Origin of the sequence: Ochrobactrum sp. SSR (genome assembly GCF_030067775.1) — a bacterium.
Lineage (GTDB): Bacteria > Pseudomonadota > Alphaproteobacteria > Rhizobiales > Rhizobiaceae > Brucella > Brucella teleogrylli.
Genome location: NZ_CP125969.1, coordinates 543,153 through 568,950 on the forward strand (window position 1 = coordinate 543,153; position 25,798 = coordinate 568,950).

Consider the following 25,798-nt stretch of genomic DNA (forward strand, 5'->3'; position numbering starts at 1 on the left):
TCAGCAGCTCTGCATATAAGCGGAGCGATCTATAGGGAAGGACTGGCTCCTATGACTGCAATTATCGACATCGTCGGCCGCGAAATTCTTGACAGCCGCGGCAACCCGACCGTCGAAGTGGACGTAGTGCTTGAAGATGGCTCTTTTGGCCGTGCCGCTGTTCCATCCGGCGCATCGACCGGTGCCCATGAAGCCGTTGAGCTTCGCGATGGCGGCAGCCGCTATCTCGGCAAGGGCGTGGAAAAGGCCGTTGAAGCGGTGAATGGCAAGATTTTCGACGCCATTGCAGGCCTCGATGCCGAAAGCCAGCTGCTCATCGACCAGACTCTGATTGACCTCGACGGCTCTGCCAACAAGGGCAATCTTGGCGCCAATGCTATTCTCGGCGTGTCGCTGGCCGTTGCCAAGGCTGCCGCTCAGGCAACTGGCCTGCCGCTTTATCGCTATGTCGGCGGCGCGAATGCGCATGTTCTGCCAGTGCCGATGATGAACATCATCAATGGCGGCGCACATGCCGACAATCCAATCGACTTTCAGGAATTCATGATTCTGCCGGTCGGCGCATCGTCAATCCGTGAAGCCGTGCGTTATGGCTCGGAAGTTTTCCACACGCTGAAGAAGCGCCTGAAGGATGCTGGCCACAACACCAATGTCGGCGATGAAGGCGGTTTTGCTCCTAATCTCAAGAGCGCGCAGGCCGCCCTCGATTTCGTGATGGAATCGATCGAAAAGGCCGGTTTCAAGCCGGGTGAAGATATCGCTATCGGCCTCGATTGCGCATCGACCGAATTCTTCAAGGATGGGAATTACGTCTACGAAGGCGAGCGCAAGACCCGTGATCCAAAGGCGCAGGCCAAGTATCTGGCCAAGCTCGTCGCTGATTATCCAATTGTCAGCATTGAAGACGGCATGGCCGAAGACGACTGGGAAGGCTGGAAGTACCTGACCGACCTCGTTGGCAACAAGTGCCAGCTGGTTGGCGACGATCTGTTCGTCACCAATTCGGCCCGTCTGCGCGATGGCATCCGCATGGGCGTCGCCAATTCGATCCTCGTGAAGGTCAACCAGATCGGTTCCCTGTCGGAAACGCTCGATGCCGTCGAAACCGCACACAAGGCCGGTTACACCGCCGTCATGTCGCACCGTTCGGGCGAAACCGAAGATCTCGACCATTGCCGATCTGGCAGTTGCCACGAATTGCGGTCAGATCAAGACGGGCTCGTTGGCCCGTTCGGACCGTACGGCGAAGTACAACCAGCTTATCCGCATTGAAGAAGAACTCGGCAAACAGGCTCGCTATGCAGGCCGCAGCGCGCTGAAGTTCCTTTAATCGGAACGCAAAGGCTTTTGATGAAAGGCGGGCTCTGTGCCCGCCTTTTTCGTTGTCTTTGAGAAGCATACCGCCATCTTGGCCAGCCCACTTTTGACTCCAACCATATATATTGATATCAATGTTATCGTTCTGCCATCCGCTGGCCCTGAATTTGGAGCACTATGGCGGACATGGAGCGGCTCAATCCCGTATTGATCCGAGCCGCAAGGGGGGAATCAAAAGGGAGAGAGAAAATGGCTTATATTGAAGGCTTCGTCGTTGCGGTTCCAAAAGCGAACAAGGAAATCTATCGCAAACATGCCGCGACTGCTGCCGAACTGTTCAAGGAATTTGGCGTTACGCGCATGGTTGAGGCATGGGGTGACGATGTGCCCGATGGAAAGGTGACCGACTTCCGCCGGGCCGTGCAGGCAACCGACGATGAGGAGGTGGTTTTCTCCTGGTTCGAATATCCCGACAAGGCCACCCGCGATGCGGCCAATCAGAAAATGATGAGCGATCCGCGCATGGCGGCGATGGGCAGCGAGATGCCCTTTGACGGCAAGCGGATGATCATGGGCGGGTTCTCAACGATTCTCGACGTGTGATCGTCTGAACGGTCGATAATGAACAGATCGGCAATCAAGAATTGATCCTGGTTGCCGATTTCTCCCCTGCGAGTGAATTACTCACGAGAGGTCACCGTCTTTTGATTATCCGAACTGTTTCACAAAAATAGGGTTAATCCTTCCCTGACATATGGCTGCGGTAAAGCTCTGTTAAGCAAAATAATGCTTCATGGTGGAATTCGGATTGGCGGCTACAGCTTCAGATTCGCTGCCGTCAAAAACATCCGGGAAGGAAGCCGCAATGTGGACCAAGCAGAAACGTAAATCGATCCGTGGGCGCTTTATTCTGCCTATTCTGACGGCTGCGTTTCTCAGCTATTTCGGTTTCCACGCCTATCACGGCGAGTTCGGCCTATACGCCCGCATCCAGCTCGAAGAGCAAAAAGCGAACCTCACCAAGCAGCTCGAAAAAATCAGTGGCGAGCGTTCCGCGCTCGAAAAGCGTGTCGCGCTTTTGCGTGATGGTTCCATCGAAAAGGATATGCTTGACGAGCAGGCGCGCAGGGCGCTTAATCTCTCCCATCCCGATGAAGTGACAATTATTACCTCTCGGGAAGACAGGTCGAATTAACTGAATTCCGGTTAATTGTCTTTTTGTGATATGTTTTTAAGGGCTTGGCAGCATAGCAGCTATGCTCTGGGTGCATATTGTATCTTGTAATATGCGCGTATAACGTCACAATATAACGACAATCTAAGGGAGCGAGATATGGCACCGAGGGCTAAAAAAGACGCCTGCTGGCAAAACGCAGACGTCTTCTGTCACTACCCCCAAGGCACCTGCGCCTGTGGAATTTACCAAGGAGCAGGAACTGCACGCCTATCGCGAGATGCTGATGATCCGGCGTTTCGAAGAAAAAGCCGGCCAGCTTTATGGCATGGGCTTCATTGGTGGCTTCTGCCATCTTTATATCGGACAGGAAGCTGTCGTCGTTGGTATGCAGACCGCGCTGAAGGAAGGTGACCAGATCATCACTTCCTATCGCGATCACGGTCATATGCTGGCAACGGGCATGGAAGCGCGCGGTGTCATGGCCGAGCTGACCGGACGCCGTGGAGGCTACTCCAAGGGCAAGGGCGGCTCCATGCATATGTTCTCCAAGGAAAAGGGCTTCTTCGGCGGTCACGGTATCGTCGGCGCTCAGGTTCCGCTCGGCACCGGTCTTGCCTTTGCGAACAAGTATCGTGGCAATGACAATCTGTCGGTCACCTATTTCGGCGATGGCGCTGCCAATCAGGGCCAGGTTTATGAAAGCTTCAACATGGCCTCGCTGTGGAAGCTTCCGGTGATCTACGTCATCGAAAACAACCGTTACGCCATGGGCACCTCGGTATCGCGTTCTTCCGCTGAAACCGATTTCTCCAAGCGCGGTGTTTCGTTCAATCTTCCGGGCATCAAGGTCGATGGCATGGACGTTCGCGCCGTTGCCGCTGCCGCCAAGTTCGCTGCCGATTGGGCGCGTTCCGGCAAGGGTCCGTTGATTCTCGAAATGGAAACCTATCGCTATCGCGGTCACTCCATGTCCGATCCTGCGAAATATCGCTCGAAGGACGAAGTGCAAAAGATGCGTTCCGAGCATGATCCGATCGAACAGGTCAAACAGCGCCTGATCGACAAGGGCTGGGCAACCGAAGAAGAGCTGAAGGAAATCGACAAGGAAGTCCGCGACATCGTCGCTGATTCGGCCGATTTCGCTCAAAACGATCCGGAGCCGGATGTTTCCGAGCTCTATACGGATATTCTGCTCTAATTCGGGAAAGGTGTTGTCATGCCCGTAGAAATTCTCATGCCCGCCCTTTCTCCGACCATGGAAGAAGGCACGCTTTCCAAGTGGGTGAAAAAGGAAGGCGACAAGGTTACGTCCGGCGATGTGATTGCCGAGATCGAAACCGACAAGGCGACGATGGAAGTCGAAGCCGTCGATGAAGGCGTTATCGGCAAGATCCTCATCGCTGAAGGCACAGAAGGCGTGAAGGTCAATACGCCGATTGCCGTGTTGCTCGGCGACGGCGAAAGCGTTTCCGATATCGGTTCGGCCCCGGCTGCCAAGGCTGAAGCCCCGAAGCAGGAAGCCAAGGAAGAAGCAAAGGAAGCGCCGAAGGCTGAAGACAAGCCTGCTGCCAGCGTTCCGGCTGCTCCGAAGGTTGAAGTCGCTTCCGATCCGGATATTCCGGCAGGCACGGAAATGGTTTCGATGACCGTGCGTGAAGCGCTGCGCGATGCCATGGCCGAAGAAATGCGCCGTGACGAAAACGTCTTCATCATGGGTGAAGAAGTTGCCGAATATCAGGGCGCTTACAAGATCACGCAGGGTCTTCTCGATGAGTTCGGCGCGCGCCGCGTCGTCGATACGCCGATCACCGAGCATGGTTTTGCCGGTGTGGGCGTCGGTGCCGCAATGGCCGGTTTGAAGCCGATTGTCGAATTCATGACCTTCAACTTCGCCATGCAGGCAATCGACCAGATCGTCAATTCGGCTGCAAAGACGCTCTACATGTCGGGCGGTCAGATGGGTGCACCGATGGTGTTCCGTGGTCCTTCGGGCGCTGCTGCCCGCGTTGCCGCCCAGCACTCGCAGTGCTACGCCGCCTGGTACAGCCACATTCCGGGCCTGAAGGTCGTCATGCCTTACACGGCTGCCGACGCCAAGGGCTTGCTCAAGGCTGCCATCCGCGATCCGAACCCGGTCATTTTTCTCGAAAACGAAATTCTCTACGGTCATCATTTCGAAGTGCCGAAGCTGGATGATTTCGTCCTGCCGATTGGTAAGGCCCGCATTCACAAGCAGGGCAAGGACGCCACGCTGGTTTCGTTCGGTATAGGCATGACCTATGCGGTCAGGGCTGCGGAAGAACTGGCTGCACAGGGCATCGACGTTGAAGTCATCGATCTGCGCACCATTCGTCCGATGGACATTCCGACTGTCGTGGAATCGGTCAAGAAGACCGGTCGCCTCGTAACCGTCGAAGAAGGCTTCCCGCAGTCGTCGGTCGGCACGGAAATCGCCACCCGCGTGATGCAGCAGGCTTTCGACTATCTCGATGCGCCGATCCTGACCATTGCGGGCAAGGACGTTCCAATGCCTTACGCCGCAAATCTCGAAAAGCTGGCGCTGCCGAATGTGGCCGAAGTCGTGGAAGCGGTGAAAGCCGTGACCTACACCGCTTAACGAAAGGGTCTGGACATGCCGATCAATATCACCATGCCAGCGCTTTCTCCCACGATGGAAGAAGGCAACCTGTCGAAATGGCTGGTCAAGGAAGGCGACAAGGTTTCCTCCGGCGATGTGATTGCCGAGATCGAAACCGACAAGGCCACGATGGAAGTCGAGGCTGTTGACGAAGGCACCGTTGCCAAGCTGGTTGTTCCGGCTGGCACCGAAGGCGTCAAGGTCAATGCGCTGATCGCAATTCTCGCCGCTGACGGCGAAGATATCGCGGAAGCAGCAAAGGGCGGCGGCGCTGCCGCTCCCAAGGCGGAAGCAAAAGCCGAGGCTCCGAAGGAAGGGCCGAAGGTTGAAGCCAAGAAGGAAGCCGCGCCCGCCGCTGCTCCTGCTCCTGCTCCGGCACCTGCCGCTCCCGCACAGGCAAAGGGCGAACGCGTTTTCGCTTCTCCGCTTGCCCGCCGCATTGCCAAGGACGCTGGCGTCGATATCGCCGCCGTGAAGGGCACTGGTCCGCATGGCCGTGTCGTTCAGCGCGATGTGGAATCCGCGATCCAGTCCGGCGGCGCGAAAGCTGCTGCTGCACCGCAGGCTGCTGCGGCTGCTCCAGCGCCTAAGCCGATGTCGGACGATGCCGTTCTCAAGCTGTTCGAGGAAGGTTCTTACGAGATCGTGCCGCATGACGGCATGCGCAAGACCATTGCTCGCCGTCTGGTGGAATCGAAGCAGACCGTTCCGCATTTCTATCTGACGATCGATTGCGAACTGGATGCGCTTCTGGCGCTTCGCGCGCAGATCAACGCGGCGTCGCCGATGCTCAAGACCGAGAAGGGCGAGGTTCCGGCCTACAAACTCTCCGTCAACGACATGATCATCAAGGCGACCGCTCTGGCGCTGCGCGATATCCCGGAAGCCAATGTTTCCTGGACCGATGGCGGCATGATCAAGCACAAGCGTTCGGATGTCGGCGTTGCCGTTTCCATTCCGGGTGGCCTGATCACGCCAATCGTCCGCAATGCGGAAAGCAAGACGCTCTCCACCATCTCCAACGAGATGAAGGATTTGGCCAAGCGCGCGCGTGATCGCAAGCTGAAGCCGGAGGAATATCAGGGCGGTTCGACCTCCGTGTCCAATCTGGGCATGTTCGGCGTCAAGGATTTTGCAGCCATCATCAACCCGCCGCATGCGACCATTTTCGCAATCGGCGCCGGTGAAGAGCGCGTCGTGGTGAAGAAGGGCGAGATGAAAGTGGCGACGGTCATGTCGGTCACGCTTTCTACCGATCACCGCGCGGTGGACGGCGCACTTGCTGCCGAACTCGCGCAGGCCTTCAAGCGCCACATCGAAAACCCGATGGGCATGCTGGTCTGATGGAACTGACGCCGCGCTTGTCTTTGTAGATCATGCAGGGACAAGCGCGGCCTTTCCGCATTCAGGAATAAGGGCAAGAATTATGGCCGACATTTACGACGTTATTGTTATCGGATCTGGCCCCGGCGGCTATGTGACGGCAATCCGTGCGGCACAGCTGGGTCTCAAGACCGCTATTGTCGAGCGCGAGCATCTGGGTGGTATCTGCCTCAACTGGGGCTGCATTCCCACCAAGGCACTGCTGCGTTCGGCGGAAATCCTGCATTTCGGCGAACACGCCAAGGATTACGGTCTGAAACTCGAAGGCACCATCACGCCGGACGTGAAAGCCGTCGTGCAGCGTTCGCGCGGCGTTTCGGCCCGTCTTAATGGCGGCGTCGCCTTCCTCATGAAGAAGAACAAGATCGACGTCATCTGGGGCGAAGCCAAGCTCGTCAAAGGCGCTTCCGGTTCCAATCCTGCTGAAATCACGGTCGGCAAGACGTCGAAGCAGCCGATGCAGCCGCAGAACCCGGTGCCGAAGGGCGTGCTGGGCGAGGGCAGCTACAAGGCCAAGCACATCATCGTGGCCACCGGTGCGCGTCCGCGTGCGCTGCCTGGCATCGAACCGGACGGCAAGCTGATCTGGACATATTTCGAAGCCATGGTGCCGCAGGACCTGCCAAAGTCGATGCTGGTCATGGGTTCGGGCGCTATCGGCATCGAATTCGCGTCGTTCTATCACGACATGGGCGTCGATGTGACGGTTGTGGAAGTGATGCCGCAGATCATGCCGGTAGAAGATGCGGAAATTTCCGCCATCGCCCGCAAGCAGCTCGAAAAGCGCGGCCTCAAAATCATCACCGACGCCAAGGTTGCGAAAGTGGAGAAGGGCGCCAACAACGTCACTGCTTCCATCGAAACCAAGGATAGCAAGGTGCAGAAGCTGACGGTCGACCGGATGATTTCGGCTGTCGGCGTGCAGGGCAATATCGAGAATCTCGGCCTTGAAGCGCTTGGCGTGGAGACGGATCGTGGCTGCATCGTCATCGACGGTTATGGCAAGACCAATGTTGAAGGCATCTATGCCATTGGCGATGTCGCCGGTCCGCCGATGCTGGCGCACAAGGCCGAACATGAAGGCACGATCTGCGTTGAAAAGATCGCAGGCCTTCCGAATGTCCATTCGCTCGACAAGGGCAAGATTCCGGGCTGCACCTATTGCAATCCGCAGGTCGCGTCGGTCGGTCTGACGGAAGCCAAGGCCAAGGAACAGGGTTTCGACATTCGTGTCGGTCGCTATTCCTTCACGGCCAACGGCAAGGCGATTGCTCTGGGTGAAGATCAGGGTCTGGTAAAGACGATCTTCGACAAGAAGACCGGTCAGCTTCTGGGCGCACATATGGTTGGCGCGGAAGTCACCGAGCTTATCCAGGGTTTCGTGATTGCCATGAACCTTGAGACCACCGAAGAAGAGCTGATGCATTCGGTCTTCCCGCATCCGACCCTTTCGGAGATGATGAAGGAAAGCGTACTCGACGCATATGGCCGGGTGTTAAACGCCTAATCCCGAAAAGTTGCAGACTTTTCGGACCAGATTAGGCGTGTAAATAAAGCTTAAAGCAATAGGAGACGCCTATTCCGCTGATCGAAAATGGAGGGCCATGGCGGCGCGCCGCCTGGCCGATCATAAAATGGTGTACCGTCATCGGTCTGGCGCTCGGATTTGTAGCCGGCATCTTGAGTCTGCTTGGCGGTAACACCATATCGGTCAACGGAATGGCGCTCTTGGGCTGGTATGGTGTCTGGACGCTGACTTTGGCGCTTGGCTTTGGCGGTCTGGTCTTTGGGCTCATCTGGGCTCTGGTTTTCAGGGCGCTCGGGCTGGCTGCGCGGCGATGAGTAGCAAATGGTCCAAGTTGACAGGTCTGTGGTCAGGGCTTAGGACCGGACCGAATTAAGGAGCGTTCCACATTTCTTTTGGAACATGCTCCGGATAGGCAGGAAACAGCATGGTTACAGTTCTCAATACGGTCAACCAGAGCGGACGTCTGCGGCACCCGGAAAAGGCGCACCGCCCGGACAATGAAGTCCAGAAGAAGCCTGACTGGATTCGCGTCAAGGCTCCGGTCTCGCGCGGCTATAGCGAAACGCGCGAAATCGTGCGTTCCAACAAGCTCGTGACCGTCTGTGAAGAAGCTGGCTGCCCGAATATCGGCGAGTGCTGGGAAAAGAAGCACGCCACGTTCATGATCATGGGCGAAATCTGCACACGCGCCTGCGCGTTCTGCAATGTTTCGACCGGTATTCCTACGCCGCTCGATCCCAATGAGCCGGAAAATGTCGCCAAGGCCGTCAAGCAGATGGGCCTGACCCATGTGGTCATCACCTCGGTAGACCGTGACGATCTGGCAGACGGCGGTGCGCAGCATTTCGCCGATGTCATTCGCGCCATCCGCGCTGCAACGCCTGCGACCACCATCGAAATTCTGACGCCGGACTTCCTGCGCAAGGAAGGCGCGTTGGAAATCGTGGTCAAGGCGCGTCCCGACGTGTTCAACCACAATCTGGAAACCGTGCCGTCGCGTTATCTGAAGGTTCGCCCCGGCGCACGCTATTTCCATTCGATCCGCCTGTTGCAGCGCGTCAAGGAACTCGATCCGACCATCTTCACCAAGTCCGGCATCATGGTCGGTCTCGGCGAAGAGCGGAATGAAATTCTCCAGCTGATGGATGATCTTCGTTCGGCGGATGTGGATTTTATGACCATCGGGCAGTATCTACAGCCGACGCGCAAGCATCATCCGGTCATCCGCTTCGTGACGCCGGACGAATTCAAGTCGTTCGAAACCATAGGCAAGGCAAAGGGCTTCCTGCTCGTCGCCTCCAGCCCGCTGACGCGTTCGTCGCACCATGCTGGCGACGATTTTGCAAAGCTCAAGGCCGCCCGCGAAGCGCAGATTGCCAACCGGGCATAACAAGTCATGCCGCAGTTTACGACCGTCAGACGGGTGCATCACCGGGCCGATCAGATGTTCGCACTCGTGGCGGATGTCGAGAAATACCCGGAATTTCTGCCCATGTGCGAAGCCTTGTCGATCCGCTCCCGCAAGGAGCGCGACGGCAAGGCGCTGCTGATTGCCGATATGACGGTCGGCTACAAGCTCATCCGCGAAACCTTCACCAGTCAGGTGCTGCTGAAGCCGGAAGAGAACGTCATCGACGTCAAATATCTCGACGGCCCGTTTCGCTATCTCGACAATTGCTGGACGTTCAAACCTGTCGAGGATGCGGCTTATTGTGACGTCGAATTCTTCATCGACTACGAATTCAAGAGCCGCACACTCGGCTTGCTGATGGGGACGATGTTCGATCTGGCCTTCAAGAAATTCTCCGAAGCCTTCGAAAAGCGCGCCGACCAAATCTATGGTTTATGAGGAAGCGCGTTTCTTGCGATTACCCCGATTAAACAGGATTGTTTGAACGCTCATTTGTGCGGATTATAAGGTGGCGCTTTCAATTCGCACAGAGAGGGGTCGTCGTATGTCAGCATGCAGACATATATGCATTCTTTTAGCTTTTTCGGGTCTGGATGTTTCATATCCTCACCGATACATGCATGAGCCGCACTGCAAGTAATAGCTATCGATAATATGGTTGAAATGTATATTAATTTCTTCATAGTTCTTGACCAAGATATTGTATTTGAAAAGTGAATACTTTAACATTAACAAATAAATGTGCTTATTTTAAGGCTATTTTGTTTTTTACTGCGCCGTATAACCGCCATCGACCATTAGCGAAGACCCGGTGATGAATGAGGACTCGTCGCTGGCGAGGAACAGCACGGCGCTGGCCACTTCCTCGGCGCGACCAAGGCGACCCATCGGGTGCAGTGCAACCAGAGCGTCCTTCTTGTCGTCGGGAATATCTTTCAGAAGTGGTGTGTCGATATAGCCGGGGCAGACGGCATTTACGCGGATATTCTGCGTGCCATAATCGATAGCCAGTGTCTGGGTGAGAAGTTTTACGCCGCCCTTGGCAGCCGCATAGGCAGTCACGCCAGACTTGCCGACATGGCTGTGGATCGATCCGCAATTGACGATCACACCGCCGCCTTGCGACCGCATCTGGTCGATTGCGTATTTATCACAGAGATAAACGCCGGTCAGATTGATATCGATGGTCTTCTGCCAGGCGCTTTCGTCAAGTTCGTCGATTGGTCCGTCCGCAGCAATACCGGCATTGGCGAACATGATGTCGAGACGACCGTAATTTTCCACTGTTCGGGCGATAAGCTCCTGAACAGCTTTGGTTTTTGTCACGTCTGTCTTGATGAAAATGGCCTGCTGGTGTTCATCGGCCAGTTGCTGGCCGTGGTCGGCATAATCGGCAATGATAACGTTGGCGCCTTCGCGCACAAAAGCCCGGACCGTCGCTTCCCCAATACCGCTTGCCCCGCCCGTAACAATGGCCACTTTGCCTTTGAACCGCATTGCCTATGCTCCTCATCTTAAACTGATAAGTAGAGGATAGGGCGGCAGGGCGGAAAGTACATGCGTGAGCGTTATGCCTTGCGCAAATTTGTCAGCACCAGTTCCAGCGCGGCAAGAACCGTTGCATGGCGAATTTCAGCACGGCTTTTCGGGCCGAAACGGCATTCCTGATGCAGCGTTGGCTGGCCGTTGCGTGCGGAGGCGATATGGACGAGCCCGACGGGCTTTTCTTCCGAGCCACCGCCCGGACCGGCAACGCCGGTCACCGCGATGCTGATGCCCGCCCGCGAGTGCTTCCAGCGCGCCTTCGGCCATGGCAATCGCCACTTCCTTCGAGACTGCGCCGACGCGGTTGATCAGCTCCATTGGCACGCCGATCATGTCGTGCTTGGCCTCATTGGAATAAGTGATGAAACCGCGATCCACCACATCGGACGAACCGGCAATATCGGTCAATGCACCGGCAATCAGGCCGCCGGTGCAGGATTCTGCGGTCGCAATCATCAGGCCGGCCTTGCGGCAGGCGTCCAGCAGCGCGATGGCTTCCTTCTCTGCGACGAGTTCGCTCATTCCGGCACCTCGCCGGGATAGATGACGGTCGCCGTCGCAATCGCGGCAATGCCTTCACGACGCCCGACAAAGCCGAGCTTTTCGTTGGTCGTGGCCTTGATCGATACGCGGTCGGCGGCAATGCCGAGCATATCGCAGAGCGCTTCCGTCATGGCGGCGCGATGCGGTCCGATCTTCGGCGCTTCGCTGATCAGCGTCACATCGACATTGGCGATGCGCCCGCCAGCCTCACGAACGATTTTGGCGGCGTGCTCGATGAAGATGCGCGAGGCCGCGCCCTTCCATTGTGGATCCGATGGCGGAAAATGCGTGCCGATATCGCCTGCGCCGCGCGTGGCGAGCAGGGCGTCGGTCAGGGCATGGAGCGCCACATCGGCGTCAGAATGGCCGTTGAGCTTTGCTTCATGCGGAATTTTCACGCCGCATAGCGTGACATGGTCGCCCGGCTCGAAGGAATGTACGTCATAGCCATTGCCCGTGCGAATATCCGGAAAGGCGGCATGGTCTTGCCGCAGGCGCTTGTCTGCCATTTCAATGTCCTTTGCCCAGGTAAGCTTTGTATTGTCTGCCGAGCCTTCGATGATGCGCACGGCGAGGCCCTGCCATTCGGCGATGGCGGCGTCGTCGGTGAAATCGGTGCGACGAATGGCGAAGGCTTTTTCATGCGCTTCGAGAATAGGCGCATAGGGAAATGTCTGCGGGGTCTGTGCCGCGAACAGACCGGCGCGGGGAACGGTGGTCTTGACCGTGCCATCGATGGCGGATTGTTTCAGCGTGTCCGAAACGGCCAGCGCGGGGAGGACGCCTTCTTCCGGCGTCAGATTGCCGACGATGCGTTCGAGCAGTGCTTGCGTGATGAAGGGGCGCACGCCGTCATGGATCATCACATAATCCGGCGCGTGGTCCTTGAGGGCGAGGAGGCCCAGCCGTGTGGATTCCTGCCGTGTGGGGCCGCCGGTGACGACGATCGCATCTTTGTGGCTTTCTGGTATGGCGCGTTCATAAAGCGCGAGATCGTCCGGATGAATGACGACGACGATCTCGTCGACCAATGTGCAGTCGGTAAAGGCGCGCAAGGTGCGCGCGAGCACGGCTTCGCCGCCGATGCGCCGATATTGCTTCGGCCCTTCGACGCTTTGCCCCGCCCGTTCGCCCCGGCCGGCTGCCACAATGACCGCTGCTGTTTTCGAAATGATCTTTGCCTTTGCCAAAACGGATCGCTTTGAAGCCGAATAATGCCTTGCATCGACAAATGCCAGACTGCAATTGATTTATCGCTTAATCTATGCGCTTTTCCTTGCGTTCAAAAGATGAACTGATTAAAGTGTGTGCGTTATGCATCATGCACATGAAATAGGCATTTGTTGGTGACTTCTCTCGATCAGCCCTTGGATATCCGCGGCGTGGTGCTCAAGAATCGCGTTTTTCTGGCACCGATGTCAGGCGTCTCCGATCTGCCGTTTCGCAAGCGTGCCGCCGCCGCCGGAGCGGGTATGGTCGTTTCGGAAATGGTGGCCAGCGCCGAACTCTGCAATCGTCACAAGGAAAGCCTGCTGCGCCTGTCGGGCGAAGGTTTGGGCACGCATGTGGTTCAGCTTGCCGGGCGTGAAGCGCATTGGATGGGCGAGGCGGCCAGGATTGCCGAGGGCGAGGGCGCCGATATCATCGATATCAATATGGGCTGTCCGGCCAAGAAGGTGACAGGCGGCTATTCCGGGTCGGCGCTGATGCGCGATCTCGATCACGCCATGACGCTTGTCGAAGCAACAGTGGCAGCGGTCAACGTGCCGGTCACATTGAAAATGCGGCTTGGCTGGGACGAAAACAGCATCAATGCTCCGGAACTGGCCAAACGGGCCGAGGATGCCGGTATTGCGATGGTGACGGTGCATGGCCGCACCCGCTGCCAGTTCTATGAAGGTCATGCCGACTGGGACGCCATTCGCGCCGTACGCGATGCGGTGAAAATTCCGCTCGTCGCCAATGGCGATGTGACGTCGCGTGAAGATGCGGAAGAGGTTCGCCGCCGGTCGGGTGCCGACGCGGTGATGGTCGGGCGCGCTACCTATGGGCAGCCATGGTTGCCGGGCTCGATCGCGGGCAGTGCCTTGTCGTCTCAAGATGGAACAGAGATTATCGATTATATTATAATGCATTACGAAGATATGCTCGACCATTATGGTAGCAAGACGGGTATTCGCCATGCGCGCAAGCACCTTGGCTGGTATCTGGATCGTCACGCTGGAGAGTGTTCGACCTCAGCAGACAAGGCGGAAGTGATGACGCTGACCGATCCCGCAAAGGTGGTGGAAGTGCTGCGCCGGATTTTCGCGGCGCGGACGACGGATGCGCCAGAGTTGAAATCGGCGTTCAGAAAGGTCGCCTGATGCGCGAAAGAGATGAAAAGGGCAACATCCCGTCGGTCATATTGGATGCGATCAGCCAGCCGGTCATCATGGTTGGGCCTGACAATCACATCGTTTATGCCAATCTGGACGGCGAGCAGTTCTTCCGCTCGGGTTCGTCCATATTGGCGCGCAACCGGCTGGAAAGTTTTCTGCCGTTTGGCAGCCCGCTTCTGGCGCTTATCGATCAGGTTCGCGCTAGCCAGATGCCGGTCAATGAATATCGCGTCGATATTTCTTCGCCGCGTCTTGGTGCGGAACGCATTGTCGATCTCTATGTCGCGCCCGTTGTTGAAATGCAGGGCGCCGTAGTCATTCTTTTCAAGGAAAAGACCATGGCGGAAAAGATCGACCGCCAGATGACCCATCGCGGTGCTGCCCGTTCAGTGACCGGGTTGGCCTCGATGCTGGCGCATGAAATCAAGAACCCGCTATCGGGCATTCGCGGTGCTGCGCAGTTGCTTGAACAGGTGGTGGGCGACGAGGACCGCGCGCTGGCGCGACTCATTACCGATGAAACCGACCGTATCGTATCGCTGGTGGACCGGATGGAGGTTTTCTCCGACGAACGCCCCATCGAGCGCACAGCTGTGAATATTCACGCGGTTCTGGACCATGTAAAGGCCGTGGCCCGCAACGGGTTTGCGCGGCATATTCGCTTCTCGGAAGATTACGATCCCTCACTGCCGCCGGTTTTCGCCAATCGCGACCAGCTTGTGCAGGTGTTTCTCAATCTGGTGAAGAACGCCTCTGAGGCCATTGGCGACCGCGACCACGGAGAAATCCTTCTCTCGACAGCGTACCGTCCCGGTATCCGGCTTCAGGTGCCGGGCGCATGCGACCGCGTTGCGCTGCCGCTGGAATTCTGCGTGCACGACAATGGGCCCGGAGTGCCGCAGGATATGCTGCCGCATCTCTTCGATCCGTTTGTGACGACCAAAACCAACGGTTCGGGCCTTGGACTGGCACTGGTGGCGAAAATTATCGGCGATCACGGCGGCATTATCGAATGCGACAGCCATCCCTCGCGCACCACTTTCCGCATTCTCATGCCTGCCTGGAAAAGCTCGGATATTGCTTCGCCAGCGCGCAAACTCACGACTGATTATACCGGAGACGACGCATGATAGCAGGACGCCCGACGGGAACCGTATTGGTGGCGGATGACGATGCGGCGATCCGCACTGTGCTCAATCAGGCGCTTTCCCGGGCCGGTTACGATGTGCGGGTCACTTCGAACGCCGCTTCGCTTTGGCGTTGGGTGGCGGCAGGCGACGGCGATCTGGTGATTACCGATGTCATGATGCCGGACGAAAACGCCTTCGACCTTCTGCCGCGCATCAAGAAGATGCGGCCGGAATTGCCGATTGTGGTAATGAGCGCCCAGAACACCTTCATGACGGCCATTCGCGCCTCGGAAGCGGGCGCTTATGAATATCTGCCAAAACCGTTCGACCTGACGGAACTGATCAATATTGTCGGACGCGCGCTGTCTGAACCAAAACATAAGCCGGCTTCGGTGATGCACGACGAGCCGGGCGAGAACATGCCTCTTGTCGGCCGTTCGCCCGCCATGCAAGAAATCTACCGCGTTCTGGCGCGTATGATGCAGACGGACCTCACCATGATGGTCACGGGCGAATCCGGCACCGGCAAGGAGCTGGTCGCAAGCGCCTTGCATGAATATGGCCGTCGCCGCAAAGGACCATTCGTTGCTATCAATATGGCGGCGATCCCGCGTGATCTGATCGAGTCCGAACTGTTCGGCCACGAGAAGGGCGCTTTCACCGGCGCGCAGAATCGGTCCAGTGGTCGCTTCGAGCAGGCCAATGGCGGTACGCTTTTTCTTGATGAAATTGGCGATATGCCGATGGAAGCCCAAACGCGTCTGCTTCGCGTGTTGCAGCAGGGCGAATACATGACCGTCGGCGGGCGTACGCCGATCAAGACCGATGTGCGCATCGTGGCAGCGACCAACAAGGATTTGCGCCAGCTGATCGCGCAGGGTCTTTTCCGCGAGGATCTTTATTACCGGCTTAATGTGGTGCCGCTGCGGCTGCCGCCGTTGCGTGAGCGCAGCGAGGATGTGCCTGATCTTGTGCGCCATTTCTTCAAGCGCGCCGCCGAAGAGGGCTTGCCTGAAAAGCGCATTACCAATGCCGGTCTCGACATGATGCGACGCTATCCATGGCCGGGCAATGTGCGCGAACTGGAAAATCTGGTGCGCAGGCTAGCCGCGCTCTATCCGCAGGAAGAGATTTCGCCGGAAATCATCGAAACCGAGCTGAAGGCGGAAATGTCGAAGCCCGACAGCATTCCGGCAGTGGCAGGTGATGCGGAAAACATCACGATTTCGCAAGCCGTCGAGCAAAACATGCAGCGTTATTTCGCTTCGTTCGGTGCCGATCTGCCGCCGCCGGGGCTTTATCACCGTGTGCTGGCCGAACTCGAATATCCCCTGATTCTGGCTTGCCTGACGGCAACGCGCGGCAACCAAATCAAGGCGGCGGACCTGCTCGGTCTCAACCGCAATACGCTGCGCAAGAAAATCCGCGAACTCGGCGTAAATATCTATCGCGGCGGGAAGGGAAACTGAGCCCGTCCGTCTGATCTTCGAGCCGCTATCTCTTTGTCACGGTAGCGGTCTGAGAGCCAAATCTTACCAATCGGACGAAGATCGATAAGATTTGGCCGTGAAATAGACTTAAAACGCGAATTTCTGTTTTGTGTTAATGCCGTGTTGGCTTTTTGATGGGCTTCTTTACCGGCTTTTTCACATGCCTTTTGGGGGATGGCTTTTTCGCTTTCGCCTTTTTCTCCGCTTTGACCTGATGAACCAAGCCCGAGGAGATGTGGCTTTGAGCAGCAAATGCAACCGGAGCAGAAATAAAGGAAAGGGCGATTGCTGCAGCAAAGATTTTTCTCATAATCAGTATCCTCAATGATTCCAGTTGTTCAAATATACATCTATAGATTGTCCTGTTTAGGGCTGATTTGTAAACGAACGTTTCTAATATGAAGTTTTATGAATATTCTGATCGGTGATAAATAAACTATTTCTTGCTTTGATAAAGCTGCAAGCTTCCGAAGCGACTGATTGAGATGCCATCAGAGATATCAGTCTGCGGCGGTTCTGAATTTTGAGGAAGTGTAATCTTGTCATTGTGAACGGCGAGCGTTTTGCTCCAACCGTGAAAAAATTGGTGCCCCCAGAGAGACTCGAACTCCCGACCCCCTGATTACAAATCAGGTGCTCTACCAACTGAGCTATAAGGGCACTTCACAATACAGTGTTGTATCGAACCGGTTTTGGTCGCAAATCGCTTCCGCATCGCGGTTAGCGCTCGATTAGCACAAATGACGCGTCTGTAAAACGAAAATTCATCGCATTGAGGTCATGGCAACAGGGTTTTTCATGTGCTAGCCAGTAGACCGCGATGAGGACATGGCAAACTTATCAGGGTTGAACTGGGGAGCGAGACGGTAGACATGACAGACAAATCACTCGCGCTTCATTTTCTGTCGTCCGGGAGTGAAGAATCACTCGCGGCGCAGAAAGAACTCGTGAAACGCTATGGCCACGTGGCAGGCGAAGACGCCGATATCATCGTTGCGCTCGGCGGCGATGGCACCATGCTGCAGGCGCTGCGTGATTTCATGAATACCGGTACGCCGATCTATGGGATGAATCGCGGGTCCGTCGGCTTCCTGATGAATGAGTTTAGCGTCGATAATCTGTGCGAGCGCATTCTCGCCGCACAGATGGAAACGATCCGCCCGCTGGTCATGATCGCGGAGACCGAAAACTCAGCGCCGGTCGAAGCGCTTGCAATCAACGAAGTTTCGCTGTTTCGCCAATCCTATCAGGCAGCCAAGGTTCGCATATCGATTGACGGCAAGGTGCGGCTGGAAGAGCTGGTCTGTGACGGTGTGATGGTTGCAACGCCCGCCGGTTCGACGGCCTATAATCTGTCGGCGCAGGGGCCAATCCTCCCTCTGGAAGCACCGCTTCTGGCGCTGACGCCGGTGAGTCCGTTCCGGCCACGTCGCTGGGGGGGGCGCATTGCTGCCAAAGCATGTAACGGTGCGCATGGATCTGCTTGAAACGGAAAAGCGCCCGGTTAATGCGGTAGCTGACAATAACGAAGTCAAATCGGTAACGTCGGTTACGGTGCGCGAGGCGCCGAACAGCCAGGTAGCCATTTTGTTCGATAAGAACCATTCCTGGGACGAGCGGATTTTGACGGAACAGTTCCGGCATTGATCTGAAAAGTCTATAGATTTCGGGTAAGATTATGCGCAAGCAAAGATGAAAAACTTCCGTGTGTGACAATCCTCTAATGTCATCAATTTGATTTAATTCGATTAGAAAAGGCGTTGATTGGCGTCGATTATCGTTTTGTGCAGAACTATCAAAGCAATTTGATATCGTATGATGGTATTTTGGTTGACTTTTGCACGCTGCGGACGTAGGCGATGCTGCAAGAAAACGCTAGATGCGTTGCAGACGCCTTTTCTGCTTTGGTCCTGCGCCCGATGACGCGGCTGCAATGACAGGATGGGCGGAACACGTTTCCGAACCAGAGAGCTGCGCCTCCATTGACGACATTTGCCGAACTCGGTCTTTCCCCGAAAGTGCTTGCTGCTGTAGAAGCGGCAGGATACACCGCGCCTACACCCATTCAGGCTGGCGCCATTCCGCCCGCGTTAGAGCGCAAGGATGTGCTTGGTATCGCCCAGACGGGGACGGGCAAGACGGCTTCTTTCGTTCTGCCGATGCTGACGCTCCTGGAAAAAGGCCGCGCTCGCGCACGTATGCCGCGCACGCTCATTCTGGAGCCGACGCGTGAACTCGCAGCGCAGGTTGAAGAAAACTTCGTCAAATATGGCGTCAATCATCGCCTGAACGTCGCCCTGCTGATCGGCGGCGTTTCGTTCGACGAACAGGAGCGCAAGCTGGAGCGCGGCGCGGACGTGCTGATTGCAACGCCGGGCCGTCTTCTTGATCATTTCGAACGCGGCAAGCTTTTGCTGACCGGCGTTGAAATTCTGGTCATCGATGAAGCAGACCGTATGCTCGACATGGGCTTCATCCCGGACATCGAACGCATCTGCAAGCTGATCCCGTTCACGCGCCAGACGCTGTTCTTCTCCGCGACCATGCCGCCGGAAATCACCAAGCTCACCGAGCAGTTCCTGCATTCGCCATCCCGGATCGAAGTGGCCAAGGCTTCGTCCACGGCCAAGACCGTGACGCAGCGTCTGGTCAAGTCGAGCAAGAAGGATTGGGACAAGCGCGCCGCATTGCGCGATCTTATCCGCGCCGAAGGCGACACGCTCAAGAATGCGATCATCTTCTGCAACCGCAAGAAGGATGTGTCGGAGCTGTTCCGTTCGCTGGTGCGTCACGAGTTCAACGCCGGTGCCTTGCATGGCGATATGGACCAGCGCGCCCGCATGACGATGCTGTCCAACTTCAAGGACGGCAAGCTGCAGCTGCTGGTCGCTTCCGATGTGGCCGCACGTGGTCTCGACATTCCTGACGTCAGCCACGTTTTCAACTTCGATGTGCCGATTCACTCGGAAGACTATGTCCACCGCATTGGCCGTACAGGCCGCGCTGGTCGCTCCGGCAAGGCGTTCACCATCGTGACGCCGTCGGACACGAAATACCTTGCCGCGATTGAAAACATGATTGGCGAGAAGATTGAATGGGTCGATGGCGATCTGTCCACGCTTGCACCGTCCGACGAGGCCGATGATCAGCCGCGCAAGGGCCGGAATGCGCGTGGCAAGGGCAAGGACTCCCAGCGCGACAGCAAGGGCAAAGACAAGGGGCGGGACAAGAGCATGGATAAACCGAAGGAAAAGGTCGCTTCGATTGAAGCGCTCGATCCGGCGGAACAGCCGCAGCCCATTATCGAATCCCACGACCGCCGCGACGCGATCCGCGCTTCCAACGATGAACGTCGTGGCAGGCCGCAGCATGACCAGCATAAGCAGCGCCGTCGTGATCGCGATGATGATGGTCCGTCGCCGGTTGGTTTCGGCAACGATATCCCTGCTTTCATGCTCATTCCGACGGGCATGTAAGCAGACTGCAGTTTTGAGATTGTTATTCGGCCGTGAAGGAACGCTTCGCGGCCGATTTCTTTTGGGGTTTTGATGGACCGCTGCGCAGGGCGGCTTCATAGGCGAGGCGCGCCCACTCAGTCATGATTTCTGGATCATCGAAGGCTTCGCCCGGCACGCTCCAATAAGGCATGCCGATCGGATCGCCGCCTTTGCGCCCTTCATAGGTCCACTGCACCGATCCGGCATCGATGAAACGCGGACTGGTCAATGCGTCGGCTTTGAAAAGGAGTTCGTCGCGAACCACAAGCGCGAAGATCAACCCCTGATGATAAATGCCCTTGCCGCCGAACATGCGGCGGATGCTGATCGGGCCGAAATCCTGCAGCAGATCGCGGAGGGTTTCGTCATCCATTGGGGAGATTCCTTCGGAAGACCAGCCGCTTAAATCAGATCAGGCGGCGCCTTGCATCTGGCGGAGGCTTTCTGCCGAGGCGGGCGTCAGCTCAACCGATTCACCGCAGCCGCAGGCAGAGGTCTGGTTCGGGTTGTTGAACACGAAACCGGTGCGCAGCGTCGTCACTTCAAAATCCATCTGGGTTCCGAGCAGGAAAAGCACGGCTTCCGGGGCGATAAAGACCTTGGCGCCATCTTTCTCGGCAACATCGTCACCGGCTTTCGCTTCATTGGCGACATCGATGGTATATTCCATGCCTGCGCAGCCACCTTTTTTCACACCGACACGAATACCCAGCGCGCCTTCACGCGACTCAACAATCTCGCGAACGCGATTTGCTGCGGCTTCGGTTAGCGTCATGACTGCGAAACGGCCCATGGTTCATCTCTTCCGGTGTTATGCAGTGGCTTCGAAAGTGTGGCTTCATGCGCGAGAATCAACCAATCTCGTGTGAAACCCGCGAGTTTCGACCTCGCTGCCACGTTTTCACTATAGTTAGTGTTGTAACATCATTACCGCAAGACACCAAATCGAGAGCACAGGCCGGGTGCCCGGCTGGCGGGCTTTGGGAAAGAGGAGATGTGAATGTCGATCGATCGGATGAAATCTCTGAGACTGGCTGTTCTCGCGAGCGCGCTCGGCTTGTCTGTTGCTCTCCCGCAGGCCTATGCGCAGGAAGCGCCGAAACCTGCCGCGAAGGAAGCACAGAAGCCTGCGGCGAAGGAAAACGCCGAGCCGACAGCGCAGAAGAAGCCAGAGGCTGCGGAAACAAAGGCGCCCGTGGAAGAGACCAAGCCATCCGAACAGACGCAGGATGCCGCCAATGGTGTTACGGTCCCGGAATATCGCGACGACCGGTCTTCGCCGCAGGCGCTAATCGGATCTTACTATAATGCGATCAACCGCAAGGAATATACGCGGGCTTATGGGTATTACTCGGAAGAGGGGCGGGAGCCCGACTTCAAGACCTTTGTGAAGGGCTACGAGAACACCAAAAGCGTCAAGGTCGCTTTGCGCAAGACCGAACCCGATCCGGGGGCTGGCCAAATCTATTGGAGCCAGCCGCTGGCCATCGAAGCCGAGAGCAATGATGGCAAGAAGGAAGTCTTCGGCGGCTGCTACACAATTCATCTTACCAATCCCGCCATGCAGGAAGAGCCGCCCTTCAAGCCGATTGAAATCATGACCGGCTCGCTGAGCAAATCGGAACTGGAGCTTGAAAAAAGCGTGCCGGAAGCCTGTGAAGCCCCATAATTCTTTGATCCCGGCAACGGAATAGAAAGGTGAAATAAGCCCTGATCGCTGATGGCTTTTTCACGCTTGACCTTACCACGATGGCAAGGTGCATAACGTGTGTATATCAAGTGTGGAGCGTTACCCGTGATGAAATTGACTATTCCCAAGATGAAATGTGGCGGCTGTGCCGATAGCGTGACTGCCGCCCTGCGCAAGCTCGATGCTACGGCGCCGATTGAAATCGACCTCAAAACCAAGGAAGTCGAGTTTGGCGGCGATGCGTCCAGAGATGCCGTGGTTTCCGCGCTGGCCGCAGCGGGTTATCCGGCTGCAAACGCTCAATAATGTGATTTTGCCAGCGCTTGCGCCGGGACAAGACAGGATGTAGGTGCCGGGAAGCCTCGCTTTCCGGCATTTTCTTTCCGCAAGGAAAGTGGGGCTGAAAAGGTTCGTTATGGTGAGTTCAAGTGCCGCAAATGCGGGTGTTTCGCAGCTGTTTCATTGACTGCACCAGCGATTTTTGCCACATCAACGGCAAATCTCGTTTATGGTGCACTCGCAGCGGGGTTTGAACCAACGCTGCGGAGTGCTTTGTGATATGAAACATCGCGTTAGGCGATAATGAAGGGTTGAGGGCTATGGCAGCCGATTTCCAGGATCTTCGCACAAAGATGGTCGACAATCAGATCCGTACGACGGACGTAACCGATCTGGCGGTTATCGATGCATTCCTGGCGGTACCGCGGGAAGCTTTCGTACCGACTGTGCGTCAGGCTGTTGCCTATATTGACGAAGACCAGCGGCTTGAGACCGAAGGTTCTGCACCACGCTATCTGATGGAGCCGTCGCCTTTCGCCAAGCTCGTTCAGCTCGCCGACGTGAACAAGAACGATGTCGTGCTGGATATCGGATGTGGCACTGGTTATTCCTCGGCGATCCTGTCGCATCTGGCCGGTTCGGTTATCGGACTGGAGAGTGATTCTGCACTTTCTGCGGCTGCGACCGCGCGTCTTGCCGAACTCGGCTATGACAATGTTGTGATTGTGTCGGGCGACCTGCATGCCGGCTATCCTTCGGAAGCACCTTACGATGTGATCATGATCGAGGGCGGCGTGGATTTCGTTCCGGACGCCTTGTTCCAGCAGCTTAAGGAAGGCGGACGCCTCGTCGCCGTCGAAGGCCGCGGAAATGCCTCGGTTGCCCGGATTTACGTTAAAGAAAATGGTGTTGCATCGGGACGCATTGCGTTCAACACTGCGGTGCGCCCACTTCCGGGATTCGAGCGGATTCCACAGTTCGAATTTTAATTTCGGGGATTGGTACAATTCTGCAACGCTGCGGAATTTCTTTGTGCATGCTCTGGGCAGGGCGATGGAAATAACCGATTTTAAAGGTTATTTAAGGTTGCCCGAACTGATTGGTTCGATTTACTGAAATTGGCTGTTCTTAAGATGAGGTACCCGGTGTTTAAAACATACAAAGGACTGGTCGCAGCGGCAGCATTGTTGGCCGGCACCGTTTTATCGGGGCAGTCCGCCTTATCTGAAACCCTGCCTGGTGCACTGGTCAAGGCTTATAAGAATAACGCCACGCTCAACTCGTCCCGCGCAGGTGTGCGCATTCAGGACGAGAACGTGGCGATCGCCAAGTCCAATTATCGCCCGCAGATTACCGGTACTTATGATGCAAGCCGCAGTCGTTCGCCGACGAGCGGTTACCGCACCAGTGGCACGGTCGGCATTCAGCTGAACCAGATGCTGTTCGACGGTTTCCAGACCAAGAATAATGTCGCCGCAGCGGAAACGCAGGTTTTTGCCCAGCGCGAAAATATGCGCAATGACGAGCAGAACACGCTCTATAGCGCTGTCGCCGCCTATATGGACGTTTATCAGAATCGCCAGATCGCCGTGCTTCGCGAGAAGAATCTGGCTGCGATGAACGAACAGGTGCGTGCAGCTCGCGCACGTCTGGATGTTGGTGAAGGCACGCGCACGGACGTTGCGCAGGCTGAAGCCAGCCGTTCGACAGCAGTTGCCGAACTGAATAGTGCCCGCGCCAATATCAAGTCGGCAGAAGCCACCTATATCCGTATCGTTGGTGCGCAGCCGGGCAAGCTGTCTGCTGCTGCGGCAGCGAAGAACCTGCCCAAGTCGCCGAGCGAGGCTTTCGCAATCGCGCAGGCAGGCCATCCCGGCATTCTAGCAACGCAATATGCGGTGAATGCCGCTGGCTACAACGTGAAGGCCAAGGAAGGCGCAATGCTGCCAACCGTTGGTCTGTCGGCTGGCGCCAGCCGTCTCGATACTTATGCCGGTTCGACGGTGGGTGACGGCAATTCCGCTTCGGTCGGTATTGGCGTGACCATTCCAATTTATACGGGTGGCCGCACCTCGGCGCAGATTCGCCAGTCCAAGGAACAGCTTGGTCAGGCGCGCATCGAAGTTGACGTTGTGCGCGATCAGGTTCGTGAAGCCATTGGTTCGGCATGGTCGCAGCTAGAAGCTGCCCGCGCTTCGGTCAAGGCAAATCGCGATGGTATCGCCGCCGCCCAGCTCGCGCTGGATGGTGTGGTCGAAGAACGCAAGGTTGGTCAGCGCACCACGCTCGACGTGTTGAACGCGCAGAACGATTTGACTGCCGCCGAAATCAGCCTGGTCCAGTCGGAGCATGATGTGGTTGTCGCCAGCTATGCGCTTCTCAACGCGACCGGCCGCATGACCTCGAAGCAGATGGGCCTTCAGGTGGCTGAATATAAGCCGGAAGAACATTACGAGGCCGTCAAGGACAAGTGGTTCGGCCTGCGCACGCCGGACGGTCGCTGATCAGCGAGAATTCAGATCAAACGGCGCCTTCGGGCGCCGTTTTTGTTTGATGATGATTCGCGAGCGGCGGCGATCAATTCTTAACAAAATGATAAAGCTGTGGGTTCAATTGGCTGGCTCTCTTGCGGGGATTCTCAAATCGTCGAACGTCCGGTACCCTTAATTCATTGATTCTCTGTCCTTTGCAGGACGCGGCTTGCGAAGCTGCGGAACGGTTTTCCGCGCCGGAACGGCTGCTCCAAACAGAGAAGGAGAACCTTGCGTCGCTCACACGCGCGCATTGCTCTATTCTGAAATAGGGAAGATGGACAGCTATGGCACAGACATCCAGCGCATCACGCGAACCGTCCATGGAAGAGATTCTCGCTTCCATCCGGCGCATTATTGAAGACAGCGATGTGAGCCGCCACCCTGTGTCCACCACGGCGAATTTTCCGTTGCGCGGCGAGGTGGCAGAGTTCCGTCGCCCAGTGCCTGCGCAGGAACAGCCCGCTGCAGAACCTCCGGTTTCCAGAGCGGCAGAAAAGCCGGTCATGATGCGCGATATTCTAAAAGATGAGCCGGTGTTGCGCGGCTCGATTGATGCGCCGGTCAAAGCCGCGCCCGCACCGGAACCGGAAATCGAAGAGGAAGAAGAGGACATTGTTCTCGACGCCCAGAACGATGACCGGCGCGCCGCCGAACTGTCCCCGAACGCGCCTGCCGCAACTGCTCCGGAAGCTGCAAAAGAGGATGTTTCGATAGAGGCGCTTGATCGCTCATTGGAAGATGGCATCGCCGAAGCCATCGACGAACTGCTTGAACCTGACCTTGAAGAGCCTGTCGAGGCAAGCGCTGCGCCCGTCGAGGAACCAGTTTCAGAAACGCCGGTTGCTACCGCTGCTACGACCGCACCCGAACCACTGGCAAAGGCGGCTACGGCTTCCCATATTCTGTCACAAGTGGCAGAACGTCAGGTGGCCGCCGCCTTCCAGGATTTGAGCCACGTCGTGCGGTCGGAACCGCGTCGTTCGTTTGATGATATCGCTGCAGAGATTCTTCGTCCGATGTTGCAGGATTGGCTGGACAACAATCTGCCCACCCTTGTGGAGCGGCTTGTTCGTGAAGAAATCGAACGGGTGGTGCGCGGCGACCGATAATCGACGTGTTGCCTGTCTAAAACGGCCTTTGAGTTCAAAAGCCCGTCTGTCTCGCAGGCGGGTTTTCACTTTTAAAGTGATTTATCACCCGTTTGTTGTTATTGAGCGCTCAATCCTTTCATTGCGCAAAAAGACCGGATAATTCC

The 25,798-nt window shown here is 56.6% G+C and carries 23 protein-coding genes, 1 tRNA gene and 3 pseudogenes; 20 read left to right on the forward strand and 7 right to left on the reverse strand.

The features are described 5' to 3' along the window. The first annotated feature begins 51 nt into the window (after nucleotides 1–51). From eno to QLQ11_RS02640, 10 genes and pseudogenes are all read left to right on the forward strand, one after another. A pseudogene (gene eno, locus QLQ11_RS02595) lies at nucleotides 52–1,330 on the forward strand (phosphopyruvate hydratase). Nucleotides 1,331–1,566: 236 nt separating this feature from the next. After that, nucleotides 1,567–1,920, forward strand: a complete 354-nt coding sequence (locus QLQ11_RS02600) for a DUF1428 domain-containing protein (protein WP_078340401.1) — start codon at nucleotides 1,567–1,569, stop codon at nucleotides 1,918–1,920. A 262-nt stretch (nucleotides 1,921–2,182) separates the two neighbouring features. After that, a complete protein-coding gene (locus QLQ11_RS02605; protein WP_121536242.1) occupies nucleotides 2,183–2,512 on the forward strand; it encodes a septum formation initiator family protein in 330 nt (109 codons plus the stop codon). A 259-nt stretch (nucleotides 2,513–2,771) separates the two neighbouring features. Next, nucleotides 2,772–3,692 (forward strand): pyruvate dehydrogenase (acetyl-transferring) E1 component subunit alpha, encoded by a 921-nt coding sequence (gene pdhA / locus QLQ11_RS02610; protein WP_371835943.1) that lies wholly within the window; start codon nucleotides 2,772–2,774, stop codon nucleotides 3,690–3,692. 18 nt (nucleotides 3,693–3,710) lie between these two features. After that, complete coding sequence (locus QLQ11_RS02615; protein WP_109369145.1) at nucleotides 3,711–5,111, forward strand: pyruvate dehydrogenase complex E1 component subunit beta; 1,401 nt, start codon at nucleotides 3,711–3,713, stop codon at nucleotides 5,109–5,111. Nucleotides 5,112–5,126: 15 nt separating this feature from the next. Beyond that, nucleotides 5,127–6,476: a pyruvate dehydrogenase complex dihydrolipoamide acetyltransferase gene (locus QLQ11_RS02620; protein ID WP_283735872.1), complete on the forward strand. Its 1,350-nt coding sequence runs from the start codon at nucleotides 5,127–5,129 to the stop codon at nucleotides 6,474–6,476. Between the two features lie 82 nt (nucleotides 6,477–6,558). Next, on the forward strand, nucleotides 6,559–8,022 hold the full coding sequence (gene lpdA, locus QLQ11_RS02625; protein WP_109369143.1) for a dihydrolipoyl dehydrogenase: 1,464 nt from the start codon (nucleotides 6,559–6,561) through the stop codon (nucleotides 8,020–8,022). A 173-nt stretch (nucleotides 8,023–8,195) separates the two neighbouring features. After that, the gene (locus QLQ11_RS02630; protein WP_167836034.1) at nucleotides 8,196–8,357 is read left to right on the forward strand and encodes a hypothetical protein; all 162 of its coding nucleotides are present in this window, start codon (nucleotides 8,196–8,198) and stop codon (nucleotides 8,355–8,357) included. A gap of 110 nt (nucleotides 8,358–8,467) precedes the next feature. Further along, nucleotides 8,468–9,433, forward strand: a complete 966-nt coding sequence (gene lipA, locus QLQ11_RS02635; RefSeq protein WP_283735871.1) for a lipoyl synthase — start codon at nucleotides 8,468–8,470, stop codon at nucleotides 9,431–9,433. Nucleotides 9,434–9,439: 6 nt separating this feature from the next. Then, nucleotides 9,440–9,892 carry a type II toxin-antitoxin system RatA family toxin gene (locus QLQ11_RS02640; protein ID WP_283735870.1) on the forward strand — a complete coding sequence of 151 codons (453 nt, stop codon included), beginning with the start codon at nucleotides 9,440–9,442 and terminating at the stop codon, nucleotides 9,890–9,892. A gap of 330 nt (nucleotides 9,893–10,222) precedes the next feature. Here the strand turns inward: QLQ11_RS02640 and QLQ11_RS02645 are convergent, their stop codons facing one another. The 3 genes and pseudogenes from QLQ11_RS02645 to QLQ11_RS02655 all read right to left on the reverse strand — a co-directional run bounded on the left by QLQ11_RS02645 (nucleotide 10,223) and on the right by QLQ11_RS02655 (nucleotide 12,732). Then, a complete protein-coding gene (locus QLQ11_RS02645; RefSeq protein ID WP_283735869.1) occupies nucleotides 10,223–10,951 on the reverse strand; it encodes an SDR family NAD(P)-dependent oxidoreductase in 729 nt (242 codons plus the stop codon). 71 nt (nucleotides 10,952–11,022) lie between these two features. Then, nucleotides 11,023–11,521: pseudogene (locus QLQ11_RS02650) on the reverse strand (CinA family protein). Then, a complete protein-coding gene (locus QLQ11_RS02655; RefSeq protein WP_283735867.1) occupies nucleotides 11,518–12,732 on the reverse strand; it encodes a bifunctional 2-C-methyl-D-erythritol 4-phosphate cytidylyltransferase/2-C-methyl-D-erythritol 2,4-cyclodiphosphate synthase in 1,215 nt (404 codons plus the stop codon). Before QLQ11_RS02655 ends, QLQ11_RS02650 begins: the two are co-directional and overlap by 4 nt. 156 nt (nucleotides 12,733–12,888) lie before the next feature. Between QLQ11_RS02655 and dusB the strand changes: the two genes are divergently transcribed. Genes dusB through ntrC form a run of 3 tightly spaced genes read left to right on the forward strand, consistent with a single transcriptional unit; the run spans nucleotide 12,889 to nucleotide 16,522 of the window. Next, nucleotides 12,889–13,908: a tRNA dihydrouridine synthase DusB gene (dusB, locus tag QLQ11_RS02660; RefSeq protein WP_171318378.1), complete on the forward strand. Its 1,020-nt coding sequence runs from the start codon at nucleotides 12,889–12,891 to the stop codon at nucleotides 13,906–13,908. Continuing rightward, nucleotides 13,908–15,053, forward strand: a complete 1,146-nt coding sequence (locus tag QLQ11_RS02665; protein WP_283735866.1) for a nitrogen regulation protein NR(II) — start codon at nucleotides 13,908–13,910, stop codon at nucleotides 15,051–15,053. Before dusB ends, QLQ11_RS02665 begins: the two co-directional genes overlap by 1 nt. Next, complete coding sequence (gene ntrC, locus QLQ11_RS02670; protein ID WP_109369136.1) at nucleotides 15,050–16,522, forward strand: nitrogen regulation protein NR(I); 1,473 nt, start codon at nucleotides 15,050–15,052, stop codon at nucleotides 16,520–16,522. The genes QLQ11_RS02665 and ntrC overlap by 4 nt, the downstream gene beginning before the upstream one ends. 133 nt (nucleotides 16,523–16,655) lie before the next feature. Here the strand turns inward: ntrC and QLQ11_RS02675 are convergent, their stop codons facing one another. Together QLQ11_RS02675 and QLQ11_RS02680 are read right to left on the reverse strand one after the other, a co-directional pair. Beyond that, on the reverse strand, nucleotides 16,656–16,853 hold the full coding sequence (locus tag QLQ11_RS02675) for a hypothetical protein (protein WP_371835905.1): 198 nt from the start codon (nucleotides 16,851–16,853) through the stop codon (nucleotides 16,656–16,658). Between the two features lie 274 nt (nucleotides 16,854–17,127). Further along, nucleotides 17,128–17,203: transfer RNA gene (locus tag QLQ11_RS02680), tRNA-Thr, on the reverse strand. Nucleotides 17,204–17,415: 212 nt separating this feature from the next. Here QLQ11_RS02680 and QLQ11_RS02685 point away from each other — a divergent pair. Together QLQ11_RS02685 and QLQ11_RS02690 are read left to right on the forward strand one after the other, a co-directional pair. Further along, a pseudogene (locus QLQ11_RS02685) lies at nucleotides 17,416–18,190 on the forward strand (NAD kinase). Nucleotides 18,191–18,525: 335 nt separating this feature from the next. After that, the gene (locus QLQ11_RS02690; protein WP_121536232.1) at nucleotides 18,526–20,019 is read left to right on the forward strand and encodes a DEAD/DEAH box helicase; all 1,494 of its coding nucleotides are present in this window, start codon (nucleotides 18,526–18,528) and stop codon (nucleotides 20,017–20,019) included. A 22-nt stretch (nucleotides 20,020–20,041) separates the two neighbouring features. Here the strand turns inward: QLQ11_RS02690 and QLQ11_RS02695 are convergent, their stop codons facing one another. Together QLQ11_RS02695 and sufA are read right to left on the reverse strand one after the other, a co-directional pair. Continuing rightward, entirely contained in the window at nucleotides 20,042–20,413 is a 372-nt protein-coding gene (locus QLQ11_RS02695; protein WP_109369132.1) for a TfoX/Sxy family protein, read from the reverse strand. A 39-nt stretch (nucleotides 20,414–20,452) separates the two neighbouring features. Then, a complete protein-coding gene (gene sufA / locus QLQ11_RS02700; protein ID WP_109369131.1) occupies nucleotides 20,453–20,833 on the reverse strand; it encodes a Fe-S cluster assembly scaffold SufA in 381 nt (126 codons plus the stop codon). Nucleotides 20,834–21,040: 207 nt separating this feature from the next. Between sufA and QLQ11_RS02705 the strand changes: the two genes are divergently transcribed. The 5 genes from QLQ11_RS02705 to QLQ11_RS02725 all read left to right on the forward strand — a co-directional run bounded on the left by QLQ11_RS02705 (nucleotide 21,041) and on the right by QLQ11_RS02725 (nucleotide 25,652). Then, a complete protein-coding gene (locus QLQ11_RS02705) occupies nucleotides 21,041–21,709 on the forward strand; it encodes a hypothetical protein (protein ID WP_371835906.1) in 669 nt (222 codons plus the stop codon). A 126-nt stretch (nucleotides 21,710–21,835) separates the two neighbouring features. Beyond that, complete coding sequence (locus QLQ11_RS02710) at nucleotides 21,836–22,036, forward strand: heavy-metal-associated domain-containing protein (protein WP_283735863.1); 201 nt, start codon at nucleotides 21,836–21,838, stop codon at nucleotides 22,034–22,036. Between the two features lie 293 nt (nucleotides 22,037–22,329). Further along, complete coding sequence (locus QLQ11_RS02715) at nucleotides 22,330–22,998, forward strand: protein-L-isoaspartate O-methyltransferase (protein ID WP_109369128.1); 669 nt, start codon at nucleotides 22,330–22,332, stop codon at nucleotides 22,996–22,998. A 144-nt stretch (nucleotides 22,999–23,142) separates the two neighbouring features. Next, on the forward strand, nucleotides 23,143–24,513 hold the full coding sequence (locus QLQ11_RS02720) for a TolC family outer membrane protein (protein WP_140025020.1): 1,371 nt from the start codon (nucleotides 23,143–23,145) through the stop codon (nucleotides 24,511–24,513). Nucleotides 24,514–24,827: 314 nt separating this feature from the next. After that, a complete protein-coding gene (locus tag QLQ11_RS02725; protein ID WP_109369126.1) occupies nucleotides 24,828–25,652 on the forward strand; it encodes a PopZ family protein in 825 nt (274 codons plus the stop codon). The last annotated feature ends 146 nt before the right edge of the window (nucleotides 25,653–25,798 follow it).